Source organism: Arthrobacter sp. TE12232, from assembly GCF_054062615.1.
The window spans coordinates 170,661-192,882 of the sequence record NZ_JBSSFK010000001.1 but is presented as its reverse complement, the minus strand read 5'-3'; the positions used below and the strand labels follow the sequence as shown (position 1 = coordinate 192,882).

Here is a 22,222-nt window from a genome sequence, read left to right as displayed (position 1 = left end):
ACCACCGTTCCCGCGTCGCCGCGCTGTGCAGGCTTCGGCCCGCACCCCGCGCAGCTTTGCCGTGCCGATTTTTACAGATCACCATTTCCATCACCGCGCCCGTCCGGGCGGAACCCGAAAGGCCCTCCACATGCAGTACATAGGCATAACCCACGACGGCGCGGCATGGGTCGCTGCCCTGGCGGATTCGCGGGTCTTTCCGCTGGCTACCGTTCAGGACTTCTGGGCGGATGCCGCCGGCTGGCAGGAAAAAGCGCTCTCCTTAGCTGCTGGCGCGCTGGGGTCCGGCAGCTCGCTTGAGCGCGGCAGCGTCACCGAGGTCCCGCTGGTGCCGGCCTCAGCCAGGGTGATCTGTGTCGGCCTGAACTACAAGGCCCACGCCGCGGAAGGCAGCTACAAAGACCAGGAACTTCCTCCCTACCCCACGCTGTTCGGGCGCTGGACGGCGTCTCTTTCGGTTGGAAACGTACCGGTCCTCGTCCCCTCGGGCGAAGCCGGACTGGACTGGGAAGGCGAAGTTGCCGCCTACATCGGCCAGCGCGTGGAATCCGCCGACGAGGCCACCGCCGCGGAGGCCGTCTTCGGCTACTCCACCTTCAACGACCTCACCGCGCGCCGGGCCCAGAAGCTCACTTCGCAGTGGACTCTGGGCAAGAACGGCGACTTCAGCGGGCCCCTCGGCCCGCTGGTCAGCCGTGACGAGGCCGGAGACCTCCGCGAGGGCCTCCAGGTCCGGACCCGGGTGAACGGCGCAGAAGTCCAAAACGGCAACACCCGGGACATGATCTTTTCCGTGGCGGCCATCATCGCGCTGATCAGCCAGACGTTCACCCTGCATCCTGGAGACGTCATCGCCACCGGGACCCCGGAGGGCGTGGGCTACGTACGCACCCCGCCGTGGCTCCTGCAGCCCGGCGACACCGTTGAGGTTGAGATCGACACGCTGGGAACGCTGACTACGCCCGTGGGCGGCCCCTCACTGCGGGCACGGGCCTGATGACCGCCGTCGACAACGCGGCCCTGGCTGACCTGCCGGAGCAGACGCCTGTGCTGATCGCCGGCGGGGGACCCAGCGGGCTGTTCCTCGCCTTGGACCTGGCGCACCGTGGCATCGCGAGTGTCGTGATCGAGCCGCGGATCGGCATCGACCCCGACAGGCCGCGGGCCAAGACCACCAACGCACGGACCATGACCCACCTGCGCCGGCTCGGGCTGGCGGACAAACTCCGCAACGCCGCCCCGCTGCCCGTCGGATACGCCCAGGACGTCATCTTCTGCTCGGCCCTCACCGGTCACGAAATTACCCGGTTCCGCCAGGCGTTCCAGCTGGCCCCCGGCCGCTACGGCCCCCAGCCGGAATGCGGCCAGCAGGTCCCGCAGCCCGTGATGGAAGCCGTGCTCCGGGAAGCGGTCGCCGAATCCCCGCTCATCACGCTGCTGACCGGCCTGAGCGTTGAGGACCTCGACATCAACCAGGGCAACGGAACCCGGAATTTCGGCCCGCGGCGCTTCGGCTCGCGCGTGGCGGTGTCAGACGCGACGGGGCGGCGCAGGGCCATCGACTGCAGCTTCGTCGCCGCGGCAGACGGCGGTTCCTCCACCGTGCGCCGGCGCCTGAACATCCGCCTGGACGGCGGATCCGCCGAGCTCTCCAACATCAGTGTCCTGTTCCGCTCCGAGAACCTCGCCGCCGCGATCGCGCTCGATCCGGCGGTCCAGTACTGGGTCCTGGGCCCGGACGTGTCGGGCATGGTGGGACGATTGGACCTCGGGAGCACCTGGTGGGCGATCATCCAGGGCGTTGACGGCAGCGCATCCCCCGACGCCGGAAGCCTGGTCCGCTCCCTCGTGGGGACCGACGTCGACGTCGAGATCATCGCCACCGATCCGTGGACCGCGCGCATGCTGCTCGCCCCGGGGTACGGGCACGACGGCGTGTTCCTGGTCGGCGATGCGGCGCACCTGAACCCGCCGTGGGGCGGCCACGGCTTCAACACGTGCATCGGCGACGCCGCCAACCTGGCCTGGAAGATCGCCGCCGTCCTCGACGGTTGGGCCGGCCCCGCCCTCCCGGGCAGCTACGAGCTGGAGCGGCGTCCCGTGGCGGCCCGGACCATCCGGGACGCCGCGGCCAACGGGCAGGCGCTCGCGTACCACTTCGCGGACCCGGCCCTGGGCCTGGACGGTGCGGAGGGCGCAGCGGCCCGGCACGCGGCCAGGGACGCGCTGGCCGTCAAGCAAAGTGAGTTCGACTCACTCGGACTCGTGCTCGGCTACGGCTACGGCTCCTCGCCGTTGGTGGTTCCGGACGGCCTGCCGGTTCCCGCTGAGGACCCCGTCGCCTACGTCCCCTCCGCGAGTCCGGGAGCGCTGCTCCCGCATGCCTGGCTCGATGCGACGACATCGCTGTATGACCTGCTGGATCCGGGCTTCACCCTCCTCGTGGACCGCGAAAGCCTGGGCGGCCGCACGGCCGGGCAGGCCTACGCAGCAGTCCCGGCTGCCGCCGCGGTGCGCGGCATTCCGCTGGCCGTCGTCGCCGTCGGCCCCGACCAGCTCGGGACCGCCATGTCCACGCACTGGCAGGCCGACGCGGTGCTGGTCCGGCCGGACCAGCACATCGCCTGGCGGGGGACCGACCCGGCAGGGGCCGCCGCAGCCATTGGCGTGGCCGCGGGCTGGCCGCTGGCAACACCTTCCCACGACCCAGACAGGAGTTCGCGTGTCCGAGCCGTCCTTCCGTAACTACCTCTACCCGCCCGACCACCCGCGGGTGGCGCAGATCCGGGGCCTTGATGCCCGCGGCTATGCCGAGGCGGCGAAGACCGACTCCTTCGCCGGGCCCATGATCCGGGGCTGGGAGATCCTCTATCCGCAGCCGTTTACGGGGGTGACCAGCGACGGCGCCGTCCGTCCCGGGCTGTACCCGCTCAAGCCTGCGGCGGCGGGGGAGGAAGCGCCCGTGGCCGCGATGGTGGCGGCGGCGAGGAAGCTGCTGGAGACCCTCACGCCGGACCAGACCGGTCAGCTTTGTTATGACGTGGACGCCCACGAATGGCAAAGCTGGGCCAACCCGGAATTCATGCAGCACGACACGGGACTGCGGCTGGACGAGCTGGACCTGGACGTGCGCGAGCTGATCCTGGCGGTCCTGCAGGCGAGCCTCAGCCCGGCAGGGCTCGAGCTCGTGCGGAACCTCATGCGGATCAACGGGTTCCTCGGCGAGCTCGTGGAGCTGCCGGCGCTCATGAACGAGTACAGCTACAACTTCGCCCTGTACGGGGAACCGTCGGAGACGGCGCCGTGGGGCTGGCAGCTCTTCGGCCACCACGTGGCGCTCAACGTTCTTGTGGCAGGGACCCAGCTGGTGGTCTCGCCGGTGTTCCTTGGCGCGGAACCGGACAGCATCGACGCCGGCCCGCACCGGGGCGTGAAGGTCTTCAAGGAGCGGATCGCCCTGGCGCGGCGGCTCATGGCGTCCCTGCCCGGGCCCCTGCGGCACAAAGCCACAGTCTTCGCGGACATGCAGGACCCGGCCATGCCCGAGGGCCGCCTGCACCCCGGGGACGAACGGCACCTGGCCGGATGCTTCCAGGACAACCGCGTGATCCCCTACGAGGGCATCCCGGTCAGCGCGATGCCGGCCACGGCCCGCACGATCCTGGACGAGCTCGTGGAAGACTTCATCGCGCTCCTCCCGGATGGGCCGCGGATGGCCCGCCGACGGGAGATCGCGGCCCACTGGGACGAGACATGGTTCTGCTGGATCGGCGGCTGGGAGGCGGAGGACGCCTTCTACTTCCGACTGCAAAGCCCCGTGCTGATCATGGAACTGGACCACCACACAGGAGTCTTCCTCAGCAACGACACCCCGGCTCCGTTCCACATGCACACCGTCATGCGGACGCCGAACGGCAACGACTACGGACGCGCATTGGTCCGCCAGGCGCTGCGGGTCGCGGACCGGGCGGCTGTGCCGGAAACATCGCGCGCCCGCTGACGGAAATGTACGTTCCGGTACGGTCGTCGGCTGGCTGACGGCCAGGCTCGTGCGGCCAGCCCGCCAGATACAGCATGGCCCGGACTTCCTCAGGAAGTCCGGGCCATGCTGTATCCGGTCCGCAGCGTGAACCGCAGGCCGCCGCCGTCGTACGTTGTGATCTCCGGCGGTCAGATATCCAGCGCTGCGCGGCGCTGGGGCGGGGGACCCACCACGGTCAGGTCCATCTCGGCCTGGGCCCGTCCGAAGCCCTCCATGTCCATGTAGGGTTCGCCGCCCTCGGTGTACATGTAGTCCTCGGTGGGCTTGTTGAAGTACTCGAAGAAGCCGTTGAAGACCGACGGGGTGAGGAACCCGACCATCTGGGTGTTGTGGGAATCGAACGCGAAGGAGTGGATGGTTCCCGCCGGAGCGTGGAGGAAATCGCCCTTGGTGAGCAGGACCTCGCGACCGTTGGCGTAGATCCACATCCGGCCCTCGGTGCAGAGGAAGTTTTCCGTGTGCTGTTCGTGGAAATGCAGCGGAATATACGGAGACTTGGCGCCCTTGGTGTGGACGGCAAAATAGTTCGATCCTGTATTCGCCGGCCGGGACAGGTACGTGAACATGGTCTGGTAACTCACCATGCGCTCGCCTTCTCCGGCGCTGAGGAAGTAGGGGCTCTGGGCGGCCGGGAGTCCGGCGTCCTGCCGGAAGGACGGTGCCACCCGCTCGACGTCGGGAAACGTGATGCCGAATTCGGCGCCCACCTCGGCACACTCGCGCAGGCTGAGCCTGCGGCCGGCCGTGACCGGCGGGACGTGCGAATCAATGGGCGTGCCGACGCGTTCGTAGTATGCCTCTGCACCGCCGGGGGTCATCCAGTTCAGGAACCGGGTGTAGTGGCTGGCCATCCGGTACGCGTGCGGCGTTCCCGGCGGGATCACCACGGAGTCCCCGGGCGTCAGGATGCGGCTTTCGCCGGGCAGCCAGACGTGCAGGATTCCGTCAAAGACATACAGCGTCTTGTGCTCCACCGCGTGGCTCACAAAGGGCGATTCGGCGCCCATGCCACCGGAAATGTAGGCGGCGCTGAAGATCCCGCCGGTGTCCGCCGCGCGGGCGATGACTGTGACGAGCTGGCCGTTGATCTCATAGCGCGCGCCCTCGCCCGAGGCCATGTAATACGGCACGGCTTCCCCTGGCAGCACATTGGCCGCCGGGAGTTGCTTGTTCATTTCCTCAACGCTGAGGGACATCGCTTCCTTCTTTCCTGTCAGTGGACCGCGGTCTGTCCACAACACTGCCTCGGATTCCCTGATGGAACGACATCCAATTCCAATGGATGAAACACTTCCAGTGTCGTCGGCCGCACGGCCGGACCTCCGGGGAGGGACTTGGGATGATTCGACGCCGGATTTGAGGCGGTTTTGTGTCCGGCTGAAGCTGTCCGGTCCTGTGGCCTAGGCGTCGATTGCGTTCCCCGATACGGTCATAAGTCCCTGTTTCGGCGTCTGTCCCCGCCGATAGGGTGACGTGAGGCGCATGGCGGTCCGTAATGCGAGCCGGTGCGCCTCCAGCCAAGAAACCGGGGGGTACGTTGTCCAACGATCTAGCCATGGCCGGGTTTTCCGGCGACGCGAGCCGCGCAGCGGCAACGGAGCCGTCAGGAGGGAATGACGACGTCGTCCCGTCCTGGGACCGGGTGATCCCGCCAGCGTCGGCGGTGGCCACCCGTGTGGCCTACTGCCGTGACCATTGGCCGCCACTCTAGAGGCATTCCGCCGGCCCTGCGCCGGAGGCCGCGCGGCGCGGTTGACTCCTATTTACCTAGGATTTACGTACCCGACCTTGTGAGCGTTCCAAGGCTGCAGCGAGACTTTTAAAACGGGCTGACGTTACCTGTTCAGCCAGAAGGACCAAACCAGCGGGCAGCAGCGAAGCTTTCCCATCCGCTCTGTGGCAACGATGTCCGGAAGGGGAGCCCGCCAATCGGGAGGATCATCATGGCAGGCACATTTGAACTATTTGTTGACGTCGATGCCTGCTTCAGGTTCCGGCTCAGAGGCCCGGACGGCGCAGTGCTTGCGGTCTCCACGGCCTTTGTGGACAAACCCGCCGCCGTCGCCGGCATCACCGCAGTGCGGGAGTACGCCGGCATGGGGCTGATCAGTGACTTGTGCCCGTCCGGCGCGCCCGACGTTCCGGCAGCACCGCGGCCCAAGCCGGCCTCCACCACGGTGCCGGGTGTGGACCGGCGGGTGCACGATAACGACCTCCGTATCCGCGCCAGAGCCCTTCGACGGCCGGCGCACGGGGGCGCGATCGGCGTCGTCTGACGCGGGCGGCCGGAGCAGTCGGGGCCCCCGGGGGACTGCCCGCACGCGGGAGTCTGCCGCTACGGGGCCATTCCGGCATGGACCGGAACAAACTCGATCTTGTTCGCGGGGTGCACCGTCTTTTTCGGTGCGCGGGAGTATCCCTTGGCGTCCAGGTGGTTCTGTGCGCGGTAGACGGCCAGGGCTTCGTCATAGATGCCGTTGAGCCGGCGCCCGGAGTACACCTGCTCTGAGCCGTTATTGAACGTGATGCTGATGAGCGCCGTTTCGGGGAAATGCCGGTTCATGCGGATGAAGCCCTCAGCGTCCTGCTTGAGATTGATCATGTGGTGCCCACTTTCGCGTTCGAGATGTTCCAGTCTCGCGTGTTCGTGCTGCCTAATCCAACCAAGTGCCCCCATCGTCCGTTGAGGGGGCCATCCGGTGAGAGGGGCCGCACCCAGGCGGACGCGTGCCTACTCGGAGACATAGGCGTTCACAGCCTGCTCCAGCACGGGGCGGTAGAGGTCCCAGGAAGCAGCAGGTGCGGCAGCCACCACAACACTGCTGCCCCGGGATCCTGCAACAAGGCAGGCTATTTCCCGGTACCTATGCGCACCAACGCGTGTGACGTACGTGTCCTCGACGCATGACCCGAGGCCGCCCCGGAACGGCATTCCGGAACGGTACGATACCCGGTCTGCGGATGCGGCGTTCTCGCCTGTGAGATGGGCGAGGCGAAAATCGGGCCAGTTGGACTGTGACTCGTCGCCCTGTTGCGGCGTGGCGTTGAGATAGATCCTGAGCTCACCATTAGGCCCGGTGACCGTTGCCGATACGCTGCCGGGGTCGCCCGGCGTCGGTGTTGCAAAGGGCGGGATGGACAGGACTGCGGTTGCGTCCGGGAGTTCCATGGACTGCCACCCTTCCGGTGCCGGTCCGGCGCGGAACCAGGCGAACGGCGTTGGGCCGGACGGAGATGCAGCAGGCATCCCGTTGCCAGGCGCGGAACTGCAACCGCTGGCGACCATCACCGCCGTCGCCCCCAGCAGCCGGGCAAGGAACCGCGTCCTTGGGCGCGGGCGAAGCGGATCATTGGTGCTACCTGTTGCCGTCACCGTCGTCCGGTCCTCCGTTGTTATCAGCATCATGGTCGTTCCCGCCGGGTGTCCGGGCGGGCGGCTGAACCATGGGCCGCGGGGCCGGGGCAGCTGGCGGAACGACGCGTCGCGGCGCGGGTGCGGGCGGCCGGACCGCCGGGGCCGGGGGAGGGAGTACTGGAGCCGGCGGCGGGACGGCCGGGGCCGGGGCGGCCGGTGCAACGGCCGGAGGTGGAGCGGGATCAAGGCTTGCAGGGTCCCTGGGCAGTGGTGATGCGCTCCCGGTCGCAGGCACTGGTGCGACCGTGGCGGGGGCGGGGGCGGGTGCCGGCGATGCCGTGTGTCCGGCGAAGCAGGCGCCGAGCAACAGGGTCATGCCCAGCGCGGCGGCGGCATACGCCGGGCGGGAAAACTTCATGGTGCACTCCTGGGGGAAGGCCGGCCGTGTTCAGCCGGGCTGTCCCTAGAACGGGCCCGGCAGCCCGGGGGTTCAACGCGGCCCGGATTTTCAGGCAAAATCGGGGCCGGTGAACCGTTAGCGCGCCGGCGTCGTAGTACATGCCAGGAGGCCGAAATGTCCGATCAGGAGGCCGAGTTGCTGCGTACGCTGCACGAGGCGTACGGCCCGGCGCTGTGGCGATTCGTCATGCGAATGACCAGCGACAGCACGCTGGCCGACGACGTCGTGCAGGAGACGCTGATACGCGCCTGGCAACACCCGGCGATCCTGCAACGCCCGGAGGCGGCGGTGCGGGCGTGGCTCTACACGGTCGCCCGAAATCTTGTCATCGATGACCGGCGCAGCGCCCGCAGACGCCACGAAGCCCGAACCGACCAGCTTCCGGACATTCCAGAAGCGGACAAGGTCGACAGGATCCTGGATGGGTGGCTCGTGGCGGATGCCCTGGCCGGACTGTCCCCCGAGCACCGGGCCGTCATCATCCACTCCTACTATCGACGCGAGACAACAGCCGAAATCGCGCAAAGCCTCCAACTGGCGGAGGGAACCGTGAAGTCGCGGTTGCATTACGCATTAAAGGCGTTGCGGCTGGCGCTGCAGGAGGGAGGCGTGACTCGATGAACCACAGTGGCATTGATGAGTACCGCAGCTGGGATGCCGCGTATGTGCTGGGATCCTTGGTGCCCTCGGAGCGTCATGAGTTCGAGGAACACCTGTCCGGTTGCGCGGGATGCCGGGCCGCCGTGGCCGAACTCGCCGGACTGCCGTCGCTTCTGGCTGCTCTGTCACCCGAAGAGGCACAAGCCCTCGGACAGACCGACGGCGAAAAGCCGGCTCAGGGATTCCTCCCCGCGCTGGCGAAAAGGACGCAGCAAGGGCGCCGTCGCGCGCGACTTGCCGTTGCCGGACTAGTGCTGGGCGCCGCTGCCGCGTCGGGGGCGGTCACAGTTGCGGTTACCGCCCCGGCGCCGCCGGCAGTGCAGACGCAGGCGGCATCGGCAACAGCCCTCAACTTCACCCCCGTAGCCGAGAGCACGCTGGTTGCGAAGGGAACCCTCACCGGACAGCCGTGGGGAACGCGGATCGACTGGGAGTGCACGTACACGCCTTCCCCGGCGGACGTCGCCTCGCAGGCGGGACCCGGCGGTCCCCGCGCCCGGGAGGAGTACGGATTGGTGGTTGTCGACGCCAGGGGTGTTATCACGCAGGTGGCCACCTGGACGGCAACGCCAGGGACACCGGCCACGCCGACGGCTACCACCGCTGTCCGGGTCGCCGACATCCGCCGCGTCGAAATCCGCGCCGTCTCCAGCGGGCTGACACTCCTCAGCGCGAGCTTGTGACTTCGGGGCAGGCCCGGCCGGGTGACGGAAAGGACTCCCGCATGCGGATGCAGGCGGCGGGAGGATCAACCGGCGCGGGCGGGGCTGAATAGCGGTGAGAATGGAGGAGTGACTTCCGCGACCCCGCCACTGGACCCGGCCCGCTCCACCGGCCTCTTTGACCTCGGCTTCATCGGGGCGGGACTGACCTTTGCCGAATCGCTGGGGGATCTCGCTTCGGCGCTCCAAGGCGGGGGTGCCGGGGCCTCCGCCGTTGTGCAGGCCCCTCCAGGCACGGGCAAGACGACGCTGGTCCCGCCGCTGCTCGCCAACATCGCGGCCGACGGGAAAAGAGGCCGGGGCGGGCGTCCGAGGATTGTCGTCACCCAGCCGCGCCGCGTCGCCGTCCGTTCGGCCGCACGGCGCCTGGCCTCCCTCGACGGCACCCGGCTCGGTGACCGTGTGGGTTACACCGTCCGCGGCGAACGCCAGACCGGTCCCGGCACGGTCATCGAGTTCGTCACCCCGGGCATTCTGCTGCGCCGGCTCCTCGCTGACGCCGGACTTGAGGGCATCGATGCCGTGATCCTCGACGAGGTCCACGAACGCGGGCTCGAGACCGACCTCCTCGTCGGCATGCTCGCTGAAGTCCGCCAGCTGCGCGGCGACCTCACGCTCGTCGCCATGTCGGCGACCCTTGACGCGCCCCGTTTCGCGGAACTGATCGGTGACGCCGCGACGGGAAACGACGACGGCGGTCCGGCGCCCGTGGTGGACTGCCCCTCCGCGTTGTTCCCCCTCGACGTCCAATGGGCCCCGGCGGCGGCGCCGCGGCTGGACGAGCGGGGCGTGACCCGGGCTTTCCTGGACCATGTGGCCGACACGGCAGCGGCGGGGCACGCCGCGGCGCTGGATGCCGGAAGGGACATTGATGCCTTGGTGTTCGTCCCGGGAGCGTGGGAGGTCTCCTACATTGCTGCCCGGCTGAGGGGCCGGAGCCGCGCGGAGGTCCTGGAACTCCACGGCCAGGCCGCCCCGGCAGAGCAGGACCGGGCCGTCTCCGGCCGCGAGCCCGGCGGGACCGCCCGGATCATCGTTTCCACGGCACTCGCCGAGTCCTCCCTCACGGTCCCGGGTGTCCGGCTGGTCGTCGACTCCGGGCTGTCGCGCGAGCCCCGGCGTGATTCCAGCCGCGGGATGTCCGGCCTCGTGACGGTGTCCTGCTCCCGGGCGTCCGCGGAACAGCGCGCCGGCCGTGCCGCACGCCAGGGCCCGGGCACCGTGATCCGTTGTTACGACCAGAAAGCCTTTGGCGCCGCACCGGCCCACCAGACTCCGGAGATTGCGGCAGCAGACCTGACCGGTGCCGCACTGCTCCTGGCATGTTGGGGAGCCCCAGGCGGCCTTGGACTGGCCCTGCCTGACGCGCCGCCCCGGGCCGCGATGGACGAGGCCGTTGAAGTGCTGCGCGAACTCGGCGCCGTGACGCCGGACGGTCACGCAACCGAGCTGGGCAAGCTCCTGGCCCGGGTCCCCACGGACCCCCGGCTGGCCCGTGCGCTGCTGGACGGCGCCCCGACGGTGGGCCACCGCACCGCGGCCGAGGCCGTGGCCCTGGTCTCGGGGGACCAGCGCGCCCCGGGCGCAGACCTCACGCGCCTTGTGGCCGCGCTGCGGTCCGGACGGGACCCCGGCTCCCGGCGCTGGGCGGAGGACGTCCGGCGGATGGAGGGGATCGCGCACCAGGAGTCATCCGGCGTCGTGCCTGCCGTGACGGTGGGCGCCGCGGAGGCGATCGGCTTCGTCGTCGCGCTGGCTTTCCCGGACCGTGTGGCGCGCCGCGTTCCGGGCGACGGGCCGGAGCGCTACCTGCTCACGTCCGGAACCCGGGCCGGGTTGCCGGCCGGCAGCCCGCTGTCCGGGCATGAGTGGCTCGGTGTGGCCGAAGTATCGCGCGCACAAGGGCGGGATGCCGCCGGCACCGGCGCCGTCATCCGCTCTGCTGCGCCGCTGACGGCGGACACCGCGGAGGCCGCCGCCCGCCACCTCCTGAGCGAAACGGTGGAGGCGACCTTTAGCCAGGGCAGGGTCTCGGCCCGCCGGGAACGCCGCCTGGGCGCGATCGTGCTTGCATCCACCCCGGTCCGGGCTTCTGCGGCGGAAGGCCGCGCGGCCGTGGCCCGTGCCCTGGCGAGCGAGGGGCTGGCGACCATCGGATGGTCGACGGCGGCAGAGGGGCTGCGCCGCCGTCTTGCCCTCCTTCACCGGGAGTTGGGCGGGCCCTGGCCGGACGTTTCCGAACCGGTGCTGCTGGCCCGGCTTGACGAGTGGCTGGCCCCGGAACTCGAGGCTTTGGCCGGCGGGGCGTCCACCGGCGGCATCGACCTCGCCGGACCGCTGAGCAGGCTGCTGCCGTGGCCCGAGGCGGCCCGGCTGGGTGAATTGGTGCCGGAGTCCCTGGCGGTCCCCAGCGGATCCCGGATCCGGATCGACTACCCGGACGAGGACGACACCACGGGCCGGCCTGTCGTCGCCGTCAAGCTGCAGGAGTGCTTTGGCTGGGCCGAGACGCCACGGTTGGCAGACGGGCGCGTGCCGGTGCTGTTCCATTTGCTCTCCCCGGCCCGGCGACCCTTGGCCGTGACGGACGACCTCGCATCGTTCTGGTCCGGACCCTACGCCCAGGTCCGGGCGGAAATGCGCGGCCGCTATCCCAAACATCCCTGGCCCGAAGACCCGTGGACGGCGCCCGCGACAGCCCGGACCAAGCCCCGAAGCTGACGCCTGGGCTGACACAGGAGCCGGGACCTGTTTCGGGGCCGCGGCCCTCGCCCCGCGGCCACTGGCGCCGCCCGGCACTCGCGCGGCAGGGGCAACAGGGGCATGATGAAGGAGGACGACGCCGGCGGACTGCCAGCCACGCGGGACGCCGCTCAAGTGGTCAATAAAGTGATCCCGGCAAGCGATGAAGAGTGATGGCCATGCATTTTGCGTTCGTCTCCATTCCCGCCCACGGACACGTGAACCCGACCCTGCCGCTGGTGGCGGAGCTTGTCCGCCGCGGGCACCGGGTCACGTACTTCACGTCGCCCGACTTCGAACAGCGAATCCGCAACGCCGGCGCGGACTTCCACGCTTCCGGCGGCAGCTGGCTGGCATCCTTTCCTGCACTGGGGCCCGGGCAGCGCGCGCAGGCACACCTGATGCTGCCCATCATGAACCGTGTGTTCGAGGACCTCCGGTCCAGCTTCCCCGCCCTGGTGGACCGCCTCAGGCAGGACCCGCCCGACGCCGTCTGCTTCGACGCGATGACGCTCAGCGGCAGCATGGCGGCAGAAAAGATCGGGGCCCCGGCCATTGCCCTGATGCCCACCTACGCCACGAACGAGCACTTCTCGCTGCGATCGCTGATGCCGGCGCCGCCTCCGGGAGGCGCCGATGAGATGGCGAAAGTGGGGATGGCCATGGGCCGGCTGGTGGCGGAGTTCGCGGCCGAACAGGGCGTGCGGACGCCGCGGATGTTCGACGGTCCGCCGGCGCCGTTCAACATCGTGTTCCTACCCCGCGAGTTCCAGCCCATGGGCGAGACCTTCGATGACCGGTTCCGGTTTGTCGGACCGAGCATCGGCGGCCGGGACAATGACGGCGACTGGGTCCGCGGGGGAACCGGCCCGCTGCTGTTCATTTCGCTGGGGACCACCCCGCTGAACCGCCGGCCCGACTTCTTCCGGATGTGCGTGGACGCCTTCGCCGGCACAGACTGGGACGTCGCCATGGCCATCGGGGAACAGACCAGCCCGACCGAGCTCGGGACCGTTCCGCCCAACGTCCGGTTCCGGCCGTTCTTCCCGCAAGTGCAGGTGCTCCGCGAGGCTGAGGTCTTCATCACCCACGCCGGCATGAATTCGACCATGGAGGCGCTGTACTTTGCCGTCCCCATGCTGGCCGTACCGCAGCAACCGGAACAGGCAGCCACCGCCCGCCGGCTTGAAGAACTGGGTCTGGGCCGGCGACTGGCGGCGGAGGACGTCACGCCGGAGGCGCTCCGCGACGGGGTCGACGCGCTCCGTGCCGATGCGCAGATCCGGCGGAATGTGGCCGCCATGAGCGAAATCGTCCGCAGCGCGGGAGGTGCCGCGGCCGCCGCCGACGCCATCGAAGCGCACGTGCGGCATGGAGCGGGCCGGTTCGGGACCGTCGGTTAGGGGAGCGGGAGCACGGGAATACCGGCGTGCACCGTGCCGTGCGTCTTGAGGAACCCAGCCACCGCGGACGCCAGCGACGCCCCCGCCTCGTCGGCGCTGCGCTTCGCCCCGGCGACGGCAAACGAGTGATCGCCACCCTCGTACCACTCCACGGTGGCGGACGGGCCGATCCTCGCTGCCACGGCCTCCAGCAGTTCCGGGGTGGCGAACGTGTCGCGGGTGCCCTGCAGGAAAAGCATGGGCAGCGTCAGCCCGTAGAGGTGTTCGTCGCGGATTTTCTCCGGCTTCCCGGGCGGGTGCAGCGGATAGCCCAGGTACACCAGACCCGCCGCGGGCATGCCTTCCGCCACCGCCATGGAGGCCATCCGGCCGCCGAACGACTTTCCGGCGGCCCACAGCGGCCTGCCGCCGGAGCGGGACGCGGCGGCGTCCATGGCCGCCCGCCAGGCCGCGATTGCCGTCGGCGGCCGGTCCGGGAACTTCTTGCCGGCCTCGCGGTAGGGGAAGTTGAACCGCAGGGTGGCGACGCCCAGTGCGTTCAGGGCACGGGTGAAGCCCACCAGGAAAGGGTGGTCCATTCCCGCCCCGGCACCGTGGGCAACAACGAGGGTTGCGAAAGCGCCGTCGGGGTCCGCGAAGACGCCCGAGACGGCGGCATCGCCGACGTCGATGGTAATCGGGGACTCCGGGGTGCTCATGCGTCCATCATGCCGGGTTCGCTCTTCAATTGCCCACGTCACGTTGGTACGTTGTCCCCATGGCCAGGGAAGAAGCCCACCTTACTGTCAGCGGTCCGCACGGCGACCGGGAGATGAGGGTGTCGAGCCCGGGCAGGGTCCTCTGGCCCGGGCCGGGACTCACCAAACTGGACCTGGCCCGCTACCTGGTCGACGTCGGGGACGCCTTCCTGGCGGCTAACGGCGGCCGGCCGGTGACGCTCCAACGGTTCAAGGACACGGTGGACGGCGAACAGTTCTTCTCCAAGAACCCGCCCAAGGGCGCCCCGGAATTTGTCCGTTCGGTCGACGTCGTCTATCCCAGCGGGCGTTCGCATCCCCAACTGGTCATCGACGAAATCGCCGCCGCTGTATGGGCGGTGCAGATGAATACGGTCGTGTTCCACCCCTGGGCCTCCCGGGCCGACAATCCGGACAATCCGGACGAGCTCCGGATCGATCTCGACCCGCAGCCCGGTACCGGGTTCGCCGAGGCTGTGCCGGTCGCACGGGAGCTGCGGCGTGTGCTGGCCGCGGCCGGGCTTGAGGCGTTTATCAAGACCTCGGGAAGCCGGGGGATCCACGTCTTTGCCCCGATCGAACCCACCCGGGAGTTCCTGGACGTGCGCCATGCAGTTATCGCGGCAGCGCGCGAACTTGAGCGGCGCATGCCGGAGCAGGTCACCACCGCGTGGTGGAAGGAAGAACGCGGCGCCCGCATCTTCGTGGACTTCAACCAGGCCAACCGCGACCGCACCATGGCTGGAGCTTATAGCCCGCGGGCCCTCCCGCAGGCGACGGTGTCATGTCCGATCCGCTGGGAAGAACTCGACGACGCTGATCCGAAAACCCTCACCATCGTTACCGTGCCGGAACGGCTCAAGATTGCCGGTGATCCGTGGGCCGACATGCATTCGAGCGCCGGCGCCGTCGACCTCCTCCTGGAGTGGTGGGAGCGTGACCTCGCGGCAGGGCTGGGCGAACTGCCGTTCCCGCCGGACTTTCCGAAGATGCCCGGGGAGCCGCAACGGGTGCAGCCCAGCCGGGCGCGCACCAAGGGCTGACCCAGCGGCAGTTCGATGGATTGGTTTCTCTCAGCGCGACCGCGTTGACTCCGGAATCGGGGCCGCCTCCGTTGCCATCCCATCCGGTCCGGCCGCCGTAGCGAATTACCGGCATGAGCAAGTCGGAGAAAAAGAACCTGCGGTATTGCGACTATTACTGCTTCATGTCGCTGAAGGATTTCGCGGCATGGGTCGAGTCCGACGACGACCAGGACCCCGCCATGTCCTACTCCACGCCGCCTACCACGTGAGTTCCTGCGCCTTGATCTCGTAGTGACCGTCACGCTCGGTAAACGTGGCCCGGTACCCGCGCTTGACCCCGTTGACCACCATCTGGCAGTCCGTATGCGTGTTCACTTTGATGTCCGGAAAGTTCTTGCATTCCACCGCGGAGATCGTCACCGCAGGATCCTTGGGCTTGGCGCGGGCCGTGATCCTCTCCGCCAGGATCTTGCCGCTGGTCTGCGGATCGAAGATCACCACCGTCGGCGGGGGAGTAGCCGTGACTGTGGTCGTTGGTCCCGGTGCGGCCGCGGGGGCGGCGCAGCCTGCCAGAAGAAGCACCCCGCCCATGGATGCCGCACACGCAGTTCTGAGATGCTTCATCGCCGACCATTTCCATCCGACGCACGTACAGAGGCACGTTCATTGAGCTACCCGGGACTCGGGCCGCCACAAAGCACACGATGCCGTGCCCTGCTTGGGGAATCCTTGGGCCGGCCGCCGGGAGAAGCACTCGTCAGGCCGCGGCGCTAACCGCGGGGGCGGACAGTCCGAAGAATGCCACGGATCGTAACGCCGACGGCGCACACGAGCGGAGCCAGCGCTACAAGCGCCACCACGGTGTTGGGCCGGAACATCACGCGGCCGGAGGGACCCTTGGCATAAACGCCCAGCGGGAGCACAAAACCCCCACCGCCGCCGCCACTTCCGCCGCTCCCGGGCTGGCCGTCTTCCGGGGCGCTGCCGCCGCCGAAGCCGAACGACACCAGTGCTACGGGGATGAGCTCTTCCCCGGCGACAGTCGCGGCGGGGCCGTACGCCCTGGACACTCCCACATTCTTGAACGCGTCCACGAGGGACGAAAAGGACTCAGACATAGGACACACGATAGGCAACGGCCGCGTGGAGCGCCATAGCCGCCCGGCCCCGCCACCTGCGGCGGGACGCAATGCGGCGGGAAGTAATCGGGCCCTAGCTCTGGTTCCGGGCGGTGGCTTGCCCTTAGATTGGAGCAGGCGGGGGCACTGCCCAACCGTGGACATCGAGGCACCGGAATCGAGGCACTGGACATGAAAAAATCCACCACTGCGGCATCACGGCTCGCCGACGCATTGGCAATCGTCCTTGGCACCGACGGGATTCCCCTAAGGCTGCGGGCCTGGGACGGCACGGAAGCGGGCCCGGAGGACGCTCCGGTTGTTGTCTTCCGCTCCCGGCGGGCACTGCGCCGGATGCTCTGGTCACCCGGGCAGCTAGGACTCAGCCGCGCCTACGTGGCCGGCGAAATCGACGCACCCGGTGATATCTTCGCGGCCTTCGCGGCCCTCAGCTCGGCCGGGAAATTTGCCGAGCCAGGACCGTTCCGGCCGCCGACTCCCGCCGAAGTCTACGCGCTGATCAGGACTGCCGTCCGGCTCGGCGCACTCGGACCGAACCCGGCGCCGCCCCCGGAGGAAGCCCGCGTGGGCCGGTACGGCCGGCGTCATTCCAAGGGCCGTGACGCCGCGGCCATCTCCCACCATTACGACGTCGGGAACGACTTCTACGCGCTCGTCCTGGGACCGTCCATGGCCTACTCCTGTGCGGTCTGGGAATCGAAGGAGACCGGGCTTGACGCAGCCCAGGCCGCTAAACTCGACCTGGTCTGCCGCAAGTTGGGTCTCAAGCCCGGCATGCGCGTGCTGGATGTGGGGTGCGGCTGGGGCAGCTTCGCGCTGCACGCGGCGCAACATTATGGGGTCGACGTCGTCGGGGTGACGCTTTCGGTCGAACAGGCAGCCCTGGCCCGCAAACGGGCGGCGGACGCCGGCCTGACGGACCGGGTGGACATTCGTGTCCAGGACTACCGCGACGTCGACGACGGTCCGTACGACGCGATCAGCTCCATCGGCATGTCGGAGCACGTGGGACGCGAGCAGATCGGGCATTACGCTTCCCGGCTGCAGGATCTGCTCCGTCCCGGAGGCCGATTGCTTAACCACGCGATCTCTTGGAACGCCGGAGCGACCGCGCCGGACCCCGACTCCTTCATTCCCCGCTACGTCTTCCCGGACGGCGAGATGCTCAGCCTCACCGACATGGTCGCGGCACTTGAAACCGCGGGCCTGGAGGTGCTTGACGTCGAGGCCCTGCGGCGGCACTACGCCCTGACGCTCCGGGCCTGGGTGCGGAACCTTGAGGAGCACTGGGACGAGGCAGTCCGACTCGCAGGCGTGGGACGTGCGCGGGTGTGGCGGCTCTACATGGCAGCGAGTGCCCTCGGCTTCGAGGCGGGCATCACGGGCGTGAACCAGGTCCTGGTCCAGCGCCCGGGCGGCGAGGAACCGCCGTTGCGCCGCACGGCATGGATCTGATGCCACGTCGCGGCGAACTCACGAGGCGGCGCAGCGAGGAGGCCCGGCCACAGTCCGGCCACGGCCGGGACGCGGCGGCGTCCCGGTGGCTGACCCGCAGCCCGCGCGAGGCTAGGCTGACATCATGAGCAATACCGAAGTGGCGCCTCAGGAAATTGTCTGCGAAACGGACGCGAACTGCGCCGGCGTCGAACTGCTGGTTCCGCGGCAGGTCCCGCTGGGCGGCCCGCGTGCCATGGACGTCCGGCGCACTCTCCCGCAGCGCCAGCGGAGCCTCATCGGTGCCTGGTGCTTCCTGGACCACTACGGTCCGGACCGGGTAGGTGACTCCGGCGGCATGAAGGTCCCGCGCCACCCGCACACCGGGCTGCAGACCGTCAGCTGGCTTTTCACCGGGGAGATTGAACACCGGGACTCTGCCGGCTTCCACGCAGCCGTGCGGCCGGGTGAAGTGAACCTCATGACCGCCGGCCGCGGCATCAGCCACTCTGAATTTTCCACCCCGGACACAACCGTCCTGCACGGCGCGCAGCTGTGGGTGGCGCTGCCGGACTCGGCCCGCCACATGGCCCCCACGTTCGAGCACTATCGCCCGGAACCCGTTAGCGGAACTGGCTGGACACTTCGTGTCTTCTTGGGTTCGCTCGGCGGGTCCGTCTCGCCTGTCACTACTCACACGCCCCTCCTCGGTGCGGAGCTGGTGCTCGAAGCGGGCGCGGAACTGACCCTCGACACGGATGCTTCCTTTGAACACGGCCTTCTACTGGACACGGGCAGCTTCAGCCTGGACGGGCACCCCGTCCCGAAAGACAACCTCGCATACCTGCCGGTCGGTCACGGGACCCTGACGCTGACAGCGGGCAGCGACGGAGCCCGCGTCCTCCTGATCGGCGGAGCACCGCTGGGCGAAAAGATTGTCATGTGGTGGAACTTCGTCGGGCGCAGCCACGAAGAGATTGTCGCCTACAGGACCCAGTGGCAGGCCGAGATCGGTGCCGGGTCCGCTGCGGAGGACGGCGCCCATACCGACACCGGAGACGGGTCCGGCGGGGGAGACACGGAGTTGCGGTTCGGTTCATTCCCGCCGGGAGAGCCGGCGCCGCTCCCGGCCCCGGCCCTGCCGAATGCCCGCATCCGGCCGCGCGGCTGACTCGTGCTCGCCGGCAAGACCAACCGCTGCCCCCAACGAAGGAGACCATATTGGCCGCGATCACCATGAGGAACAACGCCGAGCGCAGCCGCTTCGAAATACTCGACGCCGGCGCCGTGATCGGCCAAGCGGCCTATGTGGACGACGTCGGGGCGGATCAGCGCATTTTCTATCACACGGTGATCAGCGAAGAATACGGTGGCCAGGGGCTGGCCGGGACGCTGGCCGCGCAGGCACTCGACGAGACCATCGCCGCGGGCCTCGTGATCGTTCCGGTGTGTCCGTTCATCAAGAAGTACCTTGGAAAGCACCCCGGCTATTCGGCCAACGTGGTGGCCCCCACTCCGGCACATCTGGAATTCCTGAGCGCCGCGCTGGCCCAACGCGTCCGGCAGTGACCCCGGCGAACGCCACAGTGCCTGCCGCTAAAGCGCCTGGCGCTCACGCATGCGCGAGGAACCGCTCCACTCGCCGGTCCGGGATGAGCCAGAGTGCGGCGACCGCCGCGTAGGTGGCGATCCCCAGGATCGGGGTCACAAAGGTCAGGGCCATCCCCGCGATGTACAGGGCCGGAGAACCCTTGCCCTTCCAGTCCCGCCCCATGGCCTCCTCCAGCGCGCCGCCCCGGCCCTGCTGACGGATCAGGGCCAGCTTCAGGATGTAGTACGCAATCGCCGCGAGCAGCAGGTTCAGCCCGTAAACCAGGACGGGCACCTGGGCCAGGCCCGCGTCATTTATCCAGCGAGTGGTGAAAGGGAAGAGGGACAGCCAGAACAGCAGGTGCAGGTTGGCCCAGAGAACGCCACCGTTGATCCTGCCGGCCAGATGCAGCATGTGGTGGTGGTTGTTCCAATAGATTCCGACATACACGAAGCTCAGCACGTAGCTGAGAAACGTAGGAAGCTCGTGGAGCAGGGCCGGCCACGTGGGTTCAGCCGGGACGTGCAGCTCCAGGACCATGATGGTGATCACGATGGCAAGCACGCCGTCGCTGAAGGCCTCCAGTCGGTTCTTGTTCACGGGGCCGCCTTCGATCGGGGCATCGTGGCCGATGCAGCGAGGGACTGCCGACGTCGTGACCCCTGCTTCGCAGGCACCGGGACCGCGCGTCCGCATTTCTGCGAGGAGTCTACCGGGAACCGGCCAGCGCCGGCCACGCTCCGCGAGCAGCCGCCCGGCGCTGAGCCCTACGGCGCCTGCGACGTGACCCTAGCCCTCGGGTTCTTCCGCGAGTTCTGCTTCGAGTTCGGCCTCGGCCATTTCGAGGGCGAAGCCCAGTGCACTGGCGAGGTTTCCGGAGGCCGCCACAATGCGGGGCGTCCCGACGATGGGGGCGACGGCAATCAGGACGCCTTGGACGTCCTCCAGGGTGATGCCGACTTCCATAGCGGTACCGGCATTGAGCAGATACGAAGCAGCCGGAGCGTCGACTGCCGCTAGGGCCGCGATCCGGGCCAGCATCAACTCCCGCGGATCGAGTGTGGAGCGTTCGAGCGATACGGCGGTGATATCGGCGAGGGTGCTGAGGACGGGGGTTTCTTCTTCGGCCATGGTGATGCCTCCATCTGGTTGCAATGGTTGAGTGCCGATTGGCGCGGCCAGTGCGGGCCGCTGCGACTCGATATCAACCTAACGCGCGACATCGGGGGAGGACATCACCCGAAGGGCATGAGGCGACCGTCCGCCACCCGGTCCGGAGGAGACGGCGCTTTGTGGATGCGCTGCCGGAACCTTCGGCAGCGCGTTGACGAGGGGCCGTTTCGGGGCCAGAATCGCATTAACCTGAGCCGAGGCGCGTTTGTGCGCTCAGGAGGAACTTGCCCCGGCAACCAGTGCCGGTGGCGGTTCCTGACGTCAAAGGGAGGTCGCCGACCATGGCCAAAGTCAAGCACCGGAGCGTCGAGGAACGTGCTGCGAACGGCAAGGGGTACCGAAAGGACACGCCCGTCTCCAGCCACACGGGCTGGACACCTGCTCCGGACCGACCGGACCCGGTCGCGCTCCTGGAGGAACAGAACCTCACCCGCGAACAGGACCTCGTGCCGGTGCGGCACGGCCGGATGCTCGTCTCGCCGTTCACGTTCTACCGCGGTGCGGCCAAGATCATGGCCGCCGACCTGAAGGACACCCCGCGCGCGGGCCTGGTTTCCCAGCTGTGCGGGGACGCCCACCTGTCCAACTTTGGCGTGTTCGCCTCCCCGGAGCGGACACTGCTGTTTGACCTGAATGACTTTGATGAGACGCTGCCCGGGCCGTTTGAGTACGACGTCAAGCGCATGGCCGCGAGTTTCACCATCGCGGCGCGGAACAACGCCTTCACCAAGGAGGAGACGCACGACGTGACCCTCACCGCCGTTCGGGCCTACCGGGAAGCGATGGCCCAATTCGCGCAGATGGGCACCCTGGATATCTGGTACGCACGCCTGTCCGAGGAACAACTGTTGGAAACCATTGACATGGCCGTGGCCACTCAGAAGGGGAAGGCCCTCAAGAAGGCGGCCCAAGGCATGGAGAAAACGGCGCGGGCGAATGTCGCGAAGGCGCGCACCCGCGACAGCCTGCAGGCACTGTCCAAGCTCGGCGAACTCGTGGACGGGCAGTATCGCATCGTCAGCCAGCCGCCGATCGTCATCCCCGCACGGGAGCTCGGTGAATCGCTCGGCGTGTCGGCCGATGAACTTCAGCACGTGATCCGTGAGCAGCTGCGGTCCTACCGGGCCTCGCTGCAGGACGACCGGCGGCACCTGCTGGAACGCTTTGAAGTCATCGACGTCGCCCGCAAGGTCGTGGGCGTCGGCAGCGTCGGCACCCGGGCGTTCATCGCCCTGCTCCAGGGCCGCGATCAGCAGGATCCGCTGTTCCTGCAGGTCAAGGAGGCCACGCGGTCGGTGCTCGAGGACCACTTGCCGAAGAGCAAGTTCAAGCAGCCGGGTGAGCGTGTGGTGCAGGGGCAGCGGATGATGCAGGCCGCAAGCGACATCTTCCTGGGGTGGACCCGGGGCGCACAGGAAGACCGGTACCTGTACTGGCGCCAACTGCGCGACATGAAGGGCTCGGCCGTTGTGGAAGCGATGAAACCGCTGGGCATGACGCTCTATGCCAACGTATGCGGCTGGACGCTGGCGCGCGCACACGCCCGGTCCGGGGACCCGATCGCGATCGCCGCGTACCTCGGCAAGAGCGACAAGTTCGATGTCTCGATCACCGACTTCTCCGAGCGATACGCCGACCAGAACGACCAGGACTACCAGGCCTTCGCCGACGCCGTACATTCCGGCCGTTTGGAATCGATCGAGGGCCTTTAGGCCGAGCGGGCGTCGTCCGAGTAACGG

At 68.5% G+C, this 22,222-nt stretch carries 22 protein-coding genes; 14 read left to right on the top strand and 8 right to left on the bottom strand.

The window, feature by feature from the left end; all coding sequences use genetic code 11:
* Positions 1–130 precede the first annotated feature (130 nt).
* Genes ACVWZ7_RS00850 through ACVWZ7_RS00840 form a run of 3 tightly spaced genes read left to right on the top strand, consistent with a single transcriptional unit; the run spans position 131 to position 4,000 of the window.
* Positions 131–997 carry a fumarylacetoacetate hydrolase family protein gene (locus ACVWZ7_RS00850; protein ID WP_456506597.1) on the top strand — a complete coding sequence of 289 codons (867 nt, stop codon included), beginning with the start codon at positions 131–133 and terminating at the stop codon, positions 995–997.
* Positions 997–2,745 carry an FAD-dependent monooxygenase gene (locus ACVWZ7_RS00845; RefSeq protein ID WP_456506596.1) on the top strand — a complete coding sequence of 583 codons (1,749 nt, stop codon included), beginning with the start codon at positions 997–999 and terminating at the stop codon, positions 2,743–2,745. The genes ACVWZ7_RS00850 and ACVWZ7_RS00845 overlap by 1 nt, the downstream gene beginning before the upstream one ends.
* Positions 2,723–4,000: a DUF3500 domain-containing protein gene (locus ACVWZ7_RS00840; RefSeq protein ID WP_456506595.1), complete on the top strand. Its 1,278-nt coding sequence runs from the start codon at positions 2,723–2,725 to the stop codon at positions 3,998–4,000. Before ACVWZ7_RS00845 ends, ACVWZ7_RS00840 begins: the two co-directional genes overlap by 23 nt.
* A 170-nt stretch (positions 4,001–4,170) precedes the next feature.
* Here ACVWZ7_RS00840 and ACVWZ7_RS00835 read toward each other — a convergent pair whose 3' ends face one another.
* Positions 4,171–5,238 carry a quercetin 2,3-dioxygenase gene (locus ACVWZ7_RS00835; RefSeq protein WP_116765814.1) on the bottom strand — a complete coding sequence of 356 codons (1,068 nt, stop codon included), beginning with the start codon at positions 5,236–5,238 and terminating at the stop codon, positions 4,171–4,173.
* 747 nt (positions 5,239–5,985) lie between these two features.
* Here ACVWZ7_RS00835 and ACVWZ7_RS00830 point away from each other — a divergent pair.
* The gene (locus tag ACVWZ7_RS00830; protein WP_456506594.1) at positions 5,986–6,318 is read left to right on the top strand and encodes a YegP family protein; all 333 of its coding nucleotides are present in this window, start codon (positions 5,986–5,988) and stop codon (positions 6,316–6,318) included.
* Between the two features lie 59 nt (positions 6,319–6,377).
* Here ACVWZ7_RS00830 and ACVWZ7_RS00825 read toward each other — a convergent pair whose 3' ends face one another.
* Both ACVWZ7_RS00825 and ACVWZ7_RS00820 read right to left on the bottom strand, forming a co-directional pair.
* Positions 6,378–6,644, bottom strand: coding sequence for a hypothetical protein (locus ACVWZ7_RS00825; RefSeq protein WP_456506593.1), 267 nt, complete (start codon positions 6,642–6,644; stop codon positions 6,378–6,380).
* 129 nt (positions 6,645–6,773) lie between these two features.
* Positions 6,774–7,211, bottom strand: coding sequence for a hypothetical protein (locus ACVWZ7_RS00820; protein ID WP_456506592.1), 438 nt, complete (start codon positions 7,209–7,211; stop codon positions 6,774–6,776).
* Positions 7,212–7,971: 760 nt separating this feature from the next.
* On the opposite strand from ACVWZ7_RS00820, the gene ACVWZ7_RS00815 reads away from it, so the two are divergent.
* The 4 genes from ACVWZ7_RS00815 to ACVWZ7_RS00800 all read left to right on the top strand — a co-directional run bounded on the left by ACVWZ7_RS00815 (position 7,972) and on the right by ACVWZ7_RS00800 (position 13,384).
* The gene (locus tag ACVWZ7_RS00815; protein WP_456506591.1) at positions 7,972–8,478 is read left to right on the top strand and encodes a sigma-70 family RNA polymerase sigma factor; all 507 of its coding nucleotides are present in this window, start codon (positions 7,972–7,974) and stop codon (positions 8,476–8,478) included.
* Positions 8,475–9,200, top strand: coding sequence for an anti-sigma factor family protein (locus tag ACVWZ7_RS00810; RefSeq protein ID WP_456506590.1), 726 nt, complete (start codon positions 8,475–8,477; stop codon positions 9,198–9,200). The genes ACVWZ7_RS00815 and ACVWZ7_RS00810 overlap by 4 nt, the downstream gene beginning before the upstream one ends.
* A 108-nt stretch (positions 9,201–9,308) precedes the next feature.
* Positions 9,309–11,960, top strand: coding sequence for an ATP-dependent helicase HrpB (gene hrpB / locus ACVWZ7_RS00805; RefSeq protein WP_456506589.1), 2,652 nt, complete (start codon positions 9,309–9,311; stop codon positions 11,958–11,960).
* A 200-nt stretch (positions 11,961–12,160) separates the two neighbouring features.
* Complete coding sequence (locus ACVWZ7_RS00800) at positions 12,161–13,384, top strand: macrolide family glycosyltransferase (protein WP_456506588.1); 1,224 nt, start codon at positions 12,161–12,163, stop codon at positions 13,382–13,384.
* On the opposite strand, the gene ACVWZ7_RS00795 is transcribed toward ACVWZ7_RS00800, so the two are convergent.
* Positions 13,381–14,082 (bottom strand): alpha/beta hydrolase family protein, encoded by a 702-nt coding sequence (locus ACVWZ7_RS00795; RefSeq protein WP_456506587.1) that lies wholly within the window; start codon positions 14,080–14,082, stop codon positions 13,381–13,383. The genes ACVWZ7_RS00800 and ACVWZ7_RS00795 overlap by 4 nt on opposite strands.
* A 59-nt stretch (positions 14,083–14,141) precedes the next feature.
* Here ACVWZ7_RS00795 and ligD point away from each other — a divergent pair, with 59 nt between their 5' ends.
* Positions 14,142–15,164: a non-homologous end-joining DNA ligase gene (ligD, locus tag ACVWZ7_RS00790; protein ID WP_456506586.1), complete on the top strand. Its 1,023-nt coding sequence runs from the start codon at positions 14,142–14,144 to the stop codon at positions 15,162–15,164.
* Positions 15,165–15,277: 113 nt separating this feature from the next.
* The gene (locus tag ACVWZ7_RS00785) at positions 15,278–15,415 is read left to right on the top strand and encodes a hypothetical protein (protein WP_202615773.1); all 138 of its coding nucleotides are present in this window, start codon (positions 15,278–15,280) and stop codon (positions 15,413–15,415) included.
* Here ACVWZ7_RS00785 and ACVWZ7_RS00780 read toward each other — a convergent pair.
* Both ACVWZ7_RS00780 and ACVWZ7_RS00775 read right to left on the bottom strand, forming a co-directional pair.
* Complete coding sequence (locus ACVWZ7_RS00780; protein WP_456506585.1) at positions 15,405–15,770, bottom strand: hypothetical protein; 366 nt, start codon at positions 15,768–15,770, stop codon at positions 15,405–15,407. The genes ACVWZ7_RS00785 and ACVWZ7_RS00780 overlap by 11 nt on opposite strands.
* 146 nt (positions 15,771–15,916) lie before the next feature.
* Entirely contained in the window at positions 15,917–16,264 is a 348-nt protein-coding gene (locus ACVWZ7_RS00775) for a hypothetical protein (protein WP_116765804.1), read from the bottom strand.
* A 192-nt stretch (positions 16,265–16,456) separates the two neighbouring features.
* Here ACVWZ7_RS00775 and ACVWZ7_RS00770 point away from each other — a divergent pair, with 192 nt between their 5' ends.
* The 3 genes from ACVWZ7_RS00770 to ACVWZ7_RS00760 all read left to right on the top strand — a co-directional run bounded on the left by ACVWZ7_RS00770 (position 16,457) and on the right by ACVWZ7_RS00760 (position 19,288).
* Positions 16,457–17,740 carry a cyclopropane-fatty-acyl-phospholipid synthase family protein gene (locus ACVWZ7_RS00770; protein WP_344367812.1) on the top strand — a complete coding sequence of 428 codons (1,284 nt, stop codon included), beginning with the start codon at positions 16,457–16,459 and terminating at the stop codon, positions 17,738–17,740.
* A 124-nt stretch (positions 17,741–17,864) separates the two neighbouring features.
* Positions 17,865–18,890: a pirin family protein gene (locus tag ACVWZ7_RS00765; protein WP_456506584.1), complete on the top strand. Its 1,026-nt coding sequence runs from the start codon at positions 17,865–17,867 to the stop codon at positions 18,888–18,890.
* Positions 18,891–18,940: 50 nt separating this feature from the next.
* Entirely contained in the window at positions 18,941–19,288 is a 348-nt protein-coding gene (locus ACVWZ7_RS00760; protein WP_116765801.1) for a GNAT family N-acetyltransferase, read from the top strand.
* A 43-nt stretch (positions 19,289–19,331) separates the two neighbouring features.
* On the opposite strand, the gene ACVWZ7_RS00755 is transcribed toward ACVWZ7_RS00760, so the two are convergent.
* Together ACVWZ7_RS00755 and ACVWZ7_RS00750 are read right to left on the bottom strand one after the other, a co-directional pair.
* Entirely contained in the window at positions 19,332–19,910 is a 579-nt protein-coding gene (locus tag ACVWZ7_RS00755) for a TMEM175 family protein (RefSeq protein WP_456506583.1), read from the bottom strand.
* A 189-nt stretch (positions 19,911–20,099) separates the two neighbouring features.
* The gene (locus ACVWZ7_RS00750) at positions 20,100–20,441 is read right to left on the bottom strand and encodes a carboxymuconolactone decarboxylase family protein (RefSeq protein WP_091248033.1); all 342 of its coding nucleotides are present in this window, start codon (positions 20,439–20,441) and stop codon (positions 20,100–20,102) included.
* Positions 20,442–20,764: 323 nt separating this feature from the next.
* On the opposite strand from ACVWZ7_RS00750, the gene ACVWZ7_RS00745 reads away from it, so the two are divergent.
* Positions 20,765–22,195: a DUF2252 domain-containing protein gene (locus ACVWZ7_RS00745; RefSeq protein WP_344367808.1), complete on the top strand. Its 1,431-nt coding sequence runs from the start codon at positions 20,765–20,767 to the stop codon at positions 22,193–22,195.
* Positions 22,196–22,222: the final 27 nt, after the last annotated feature.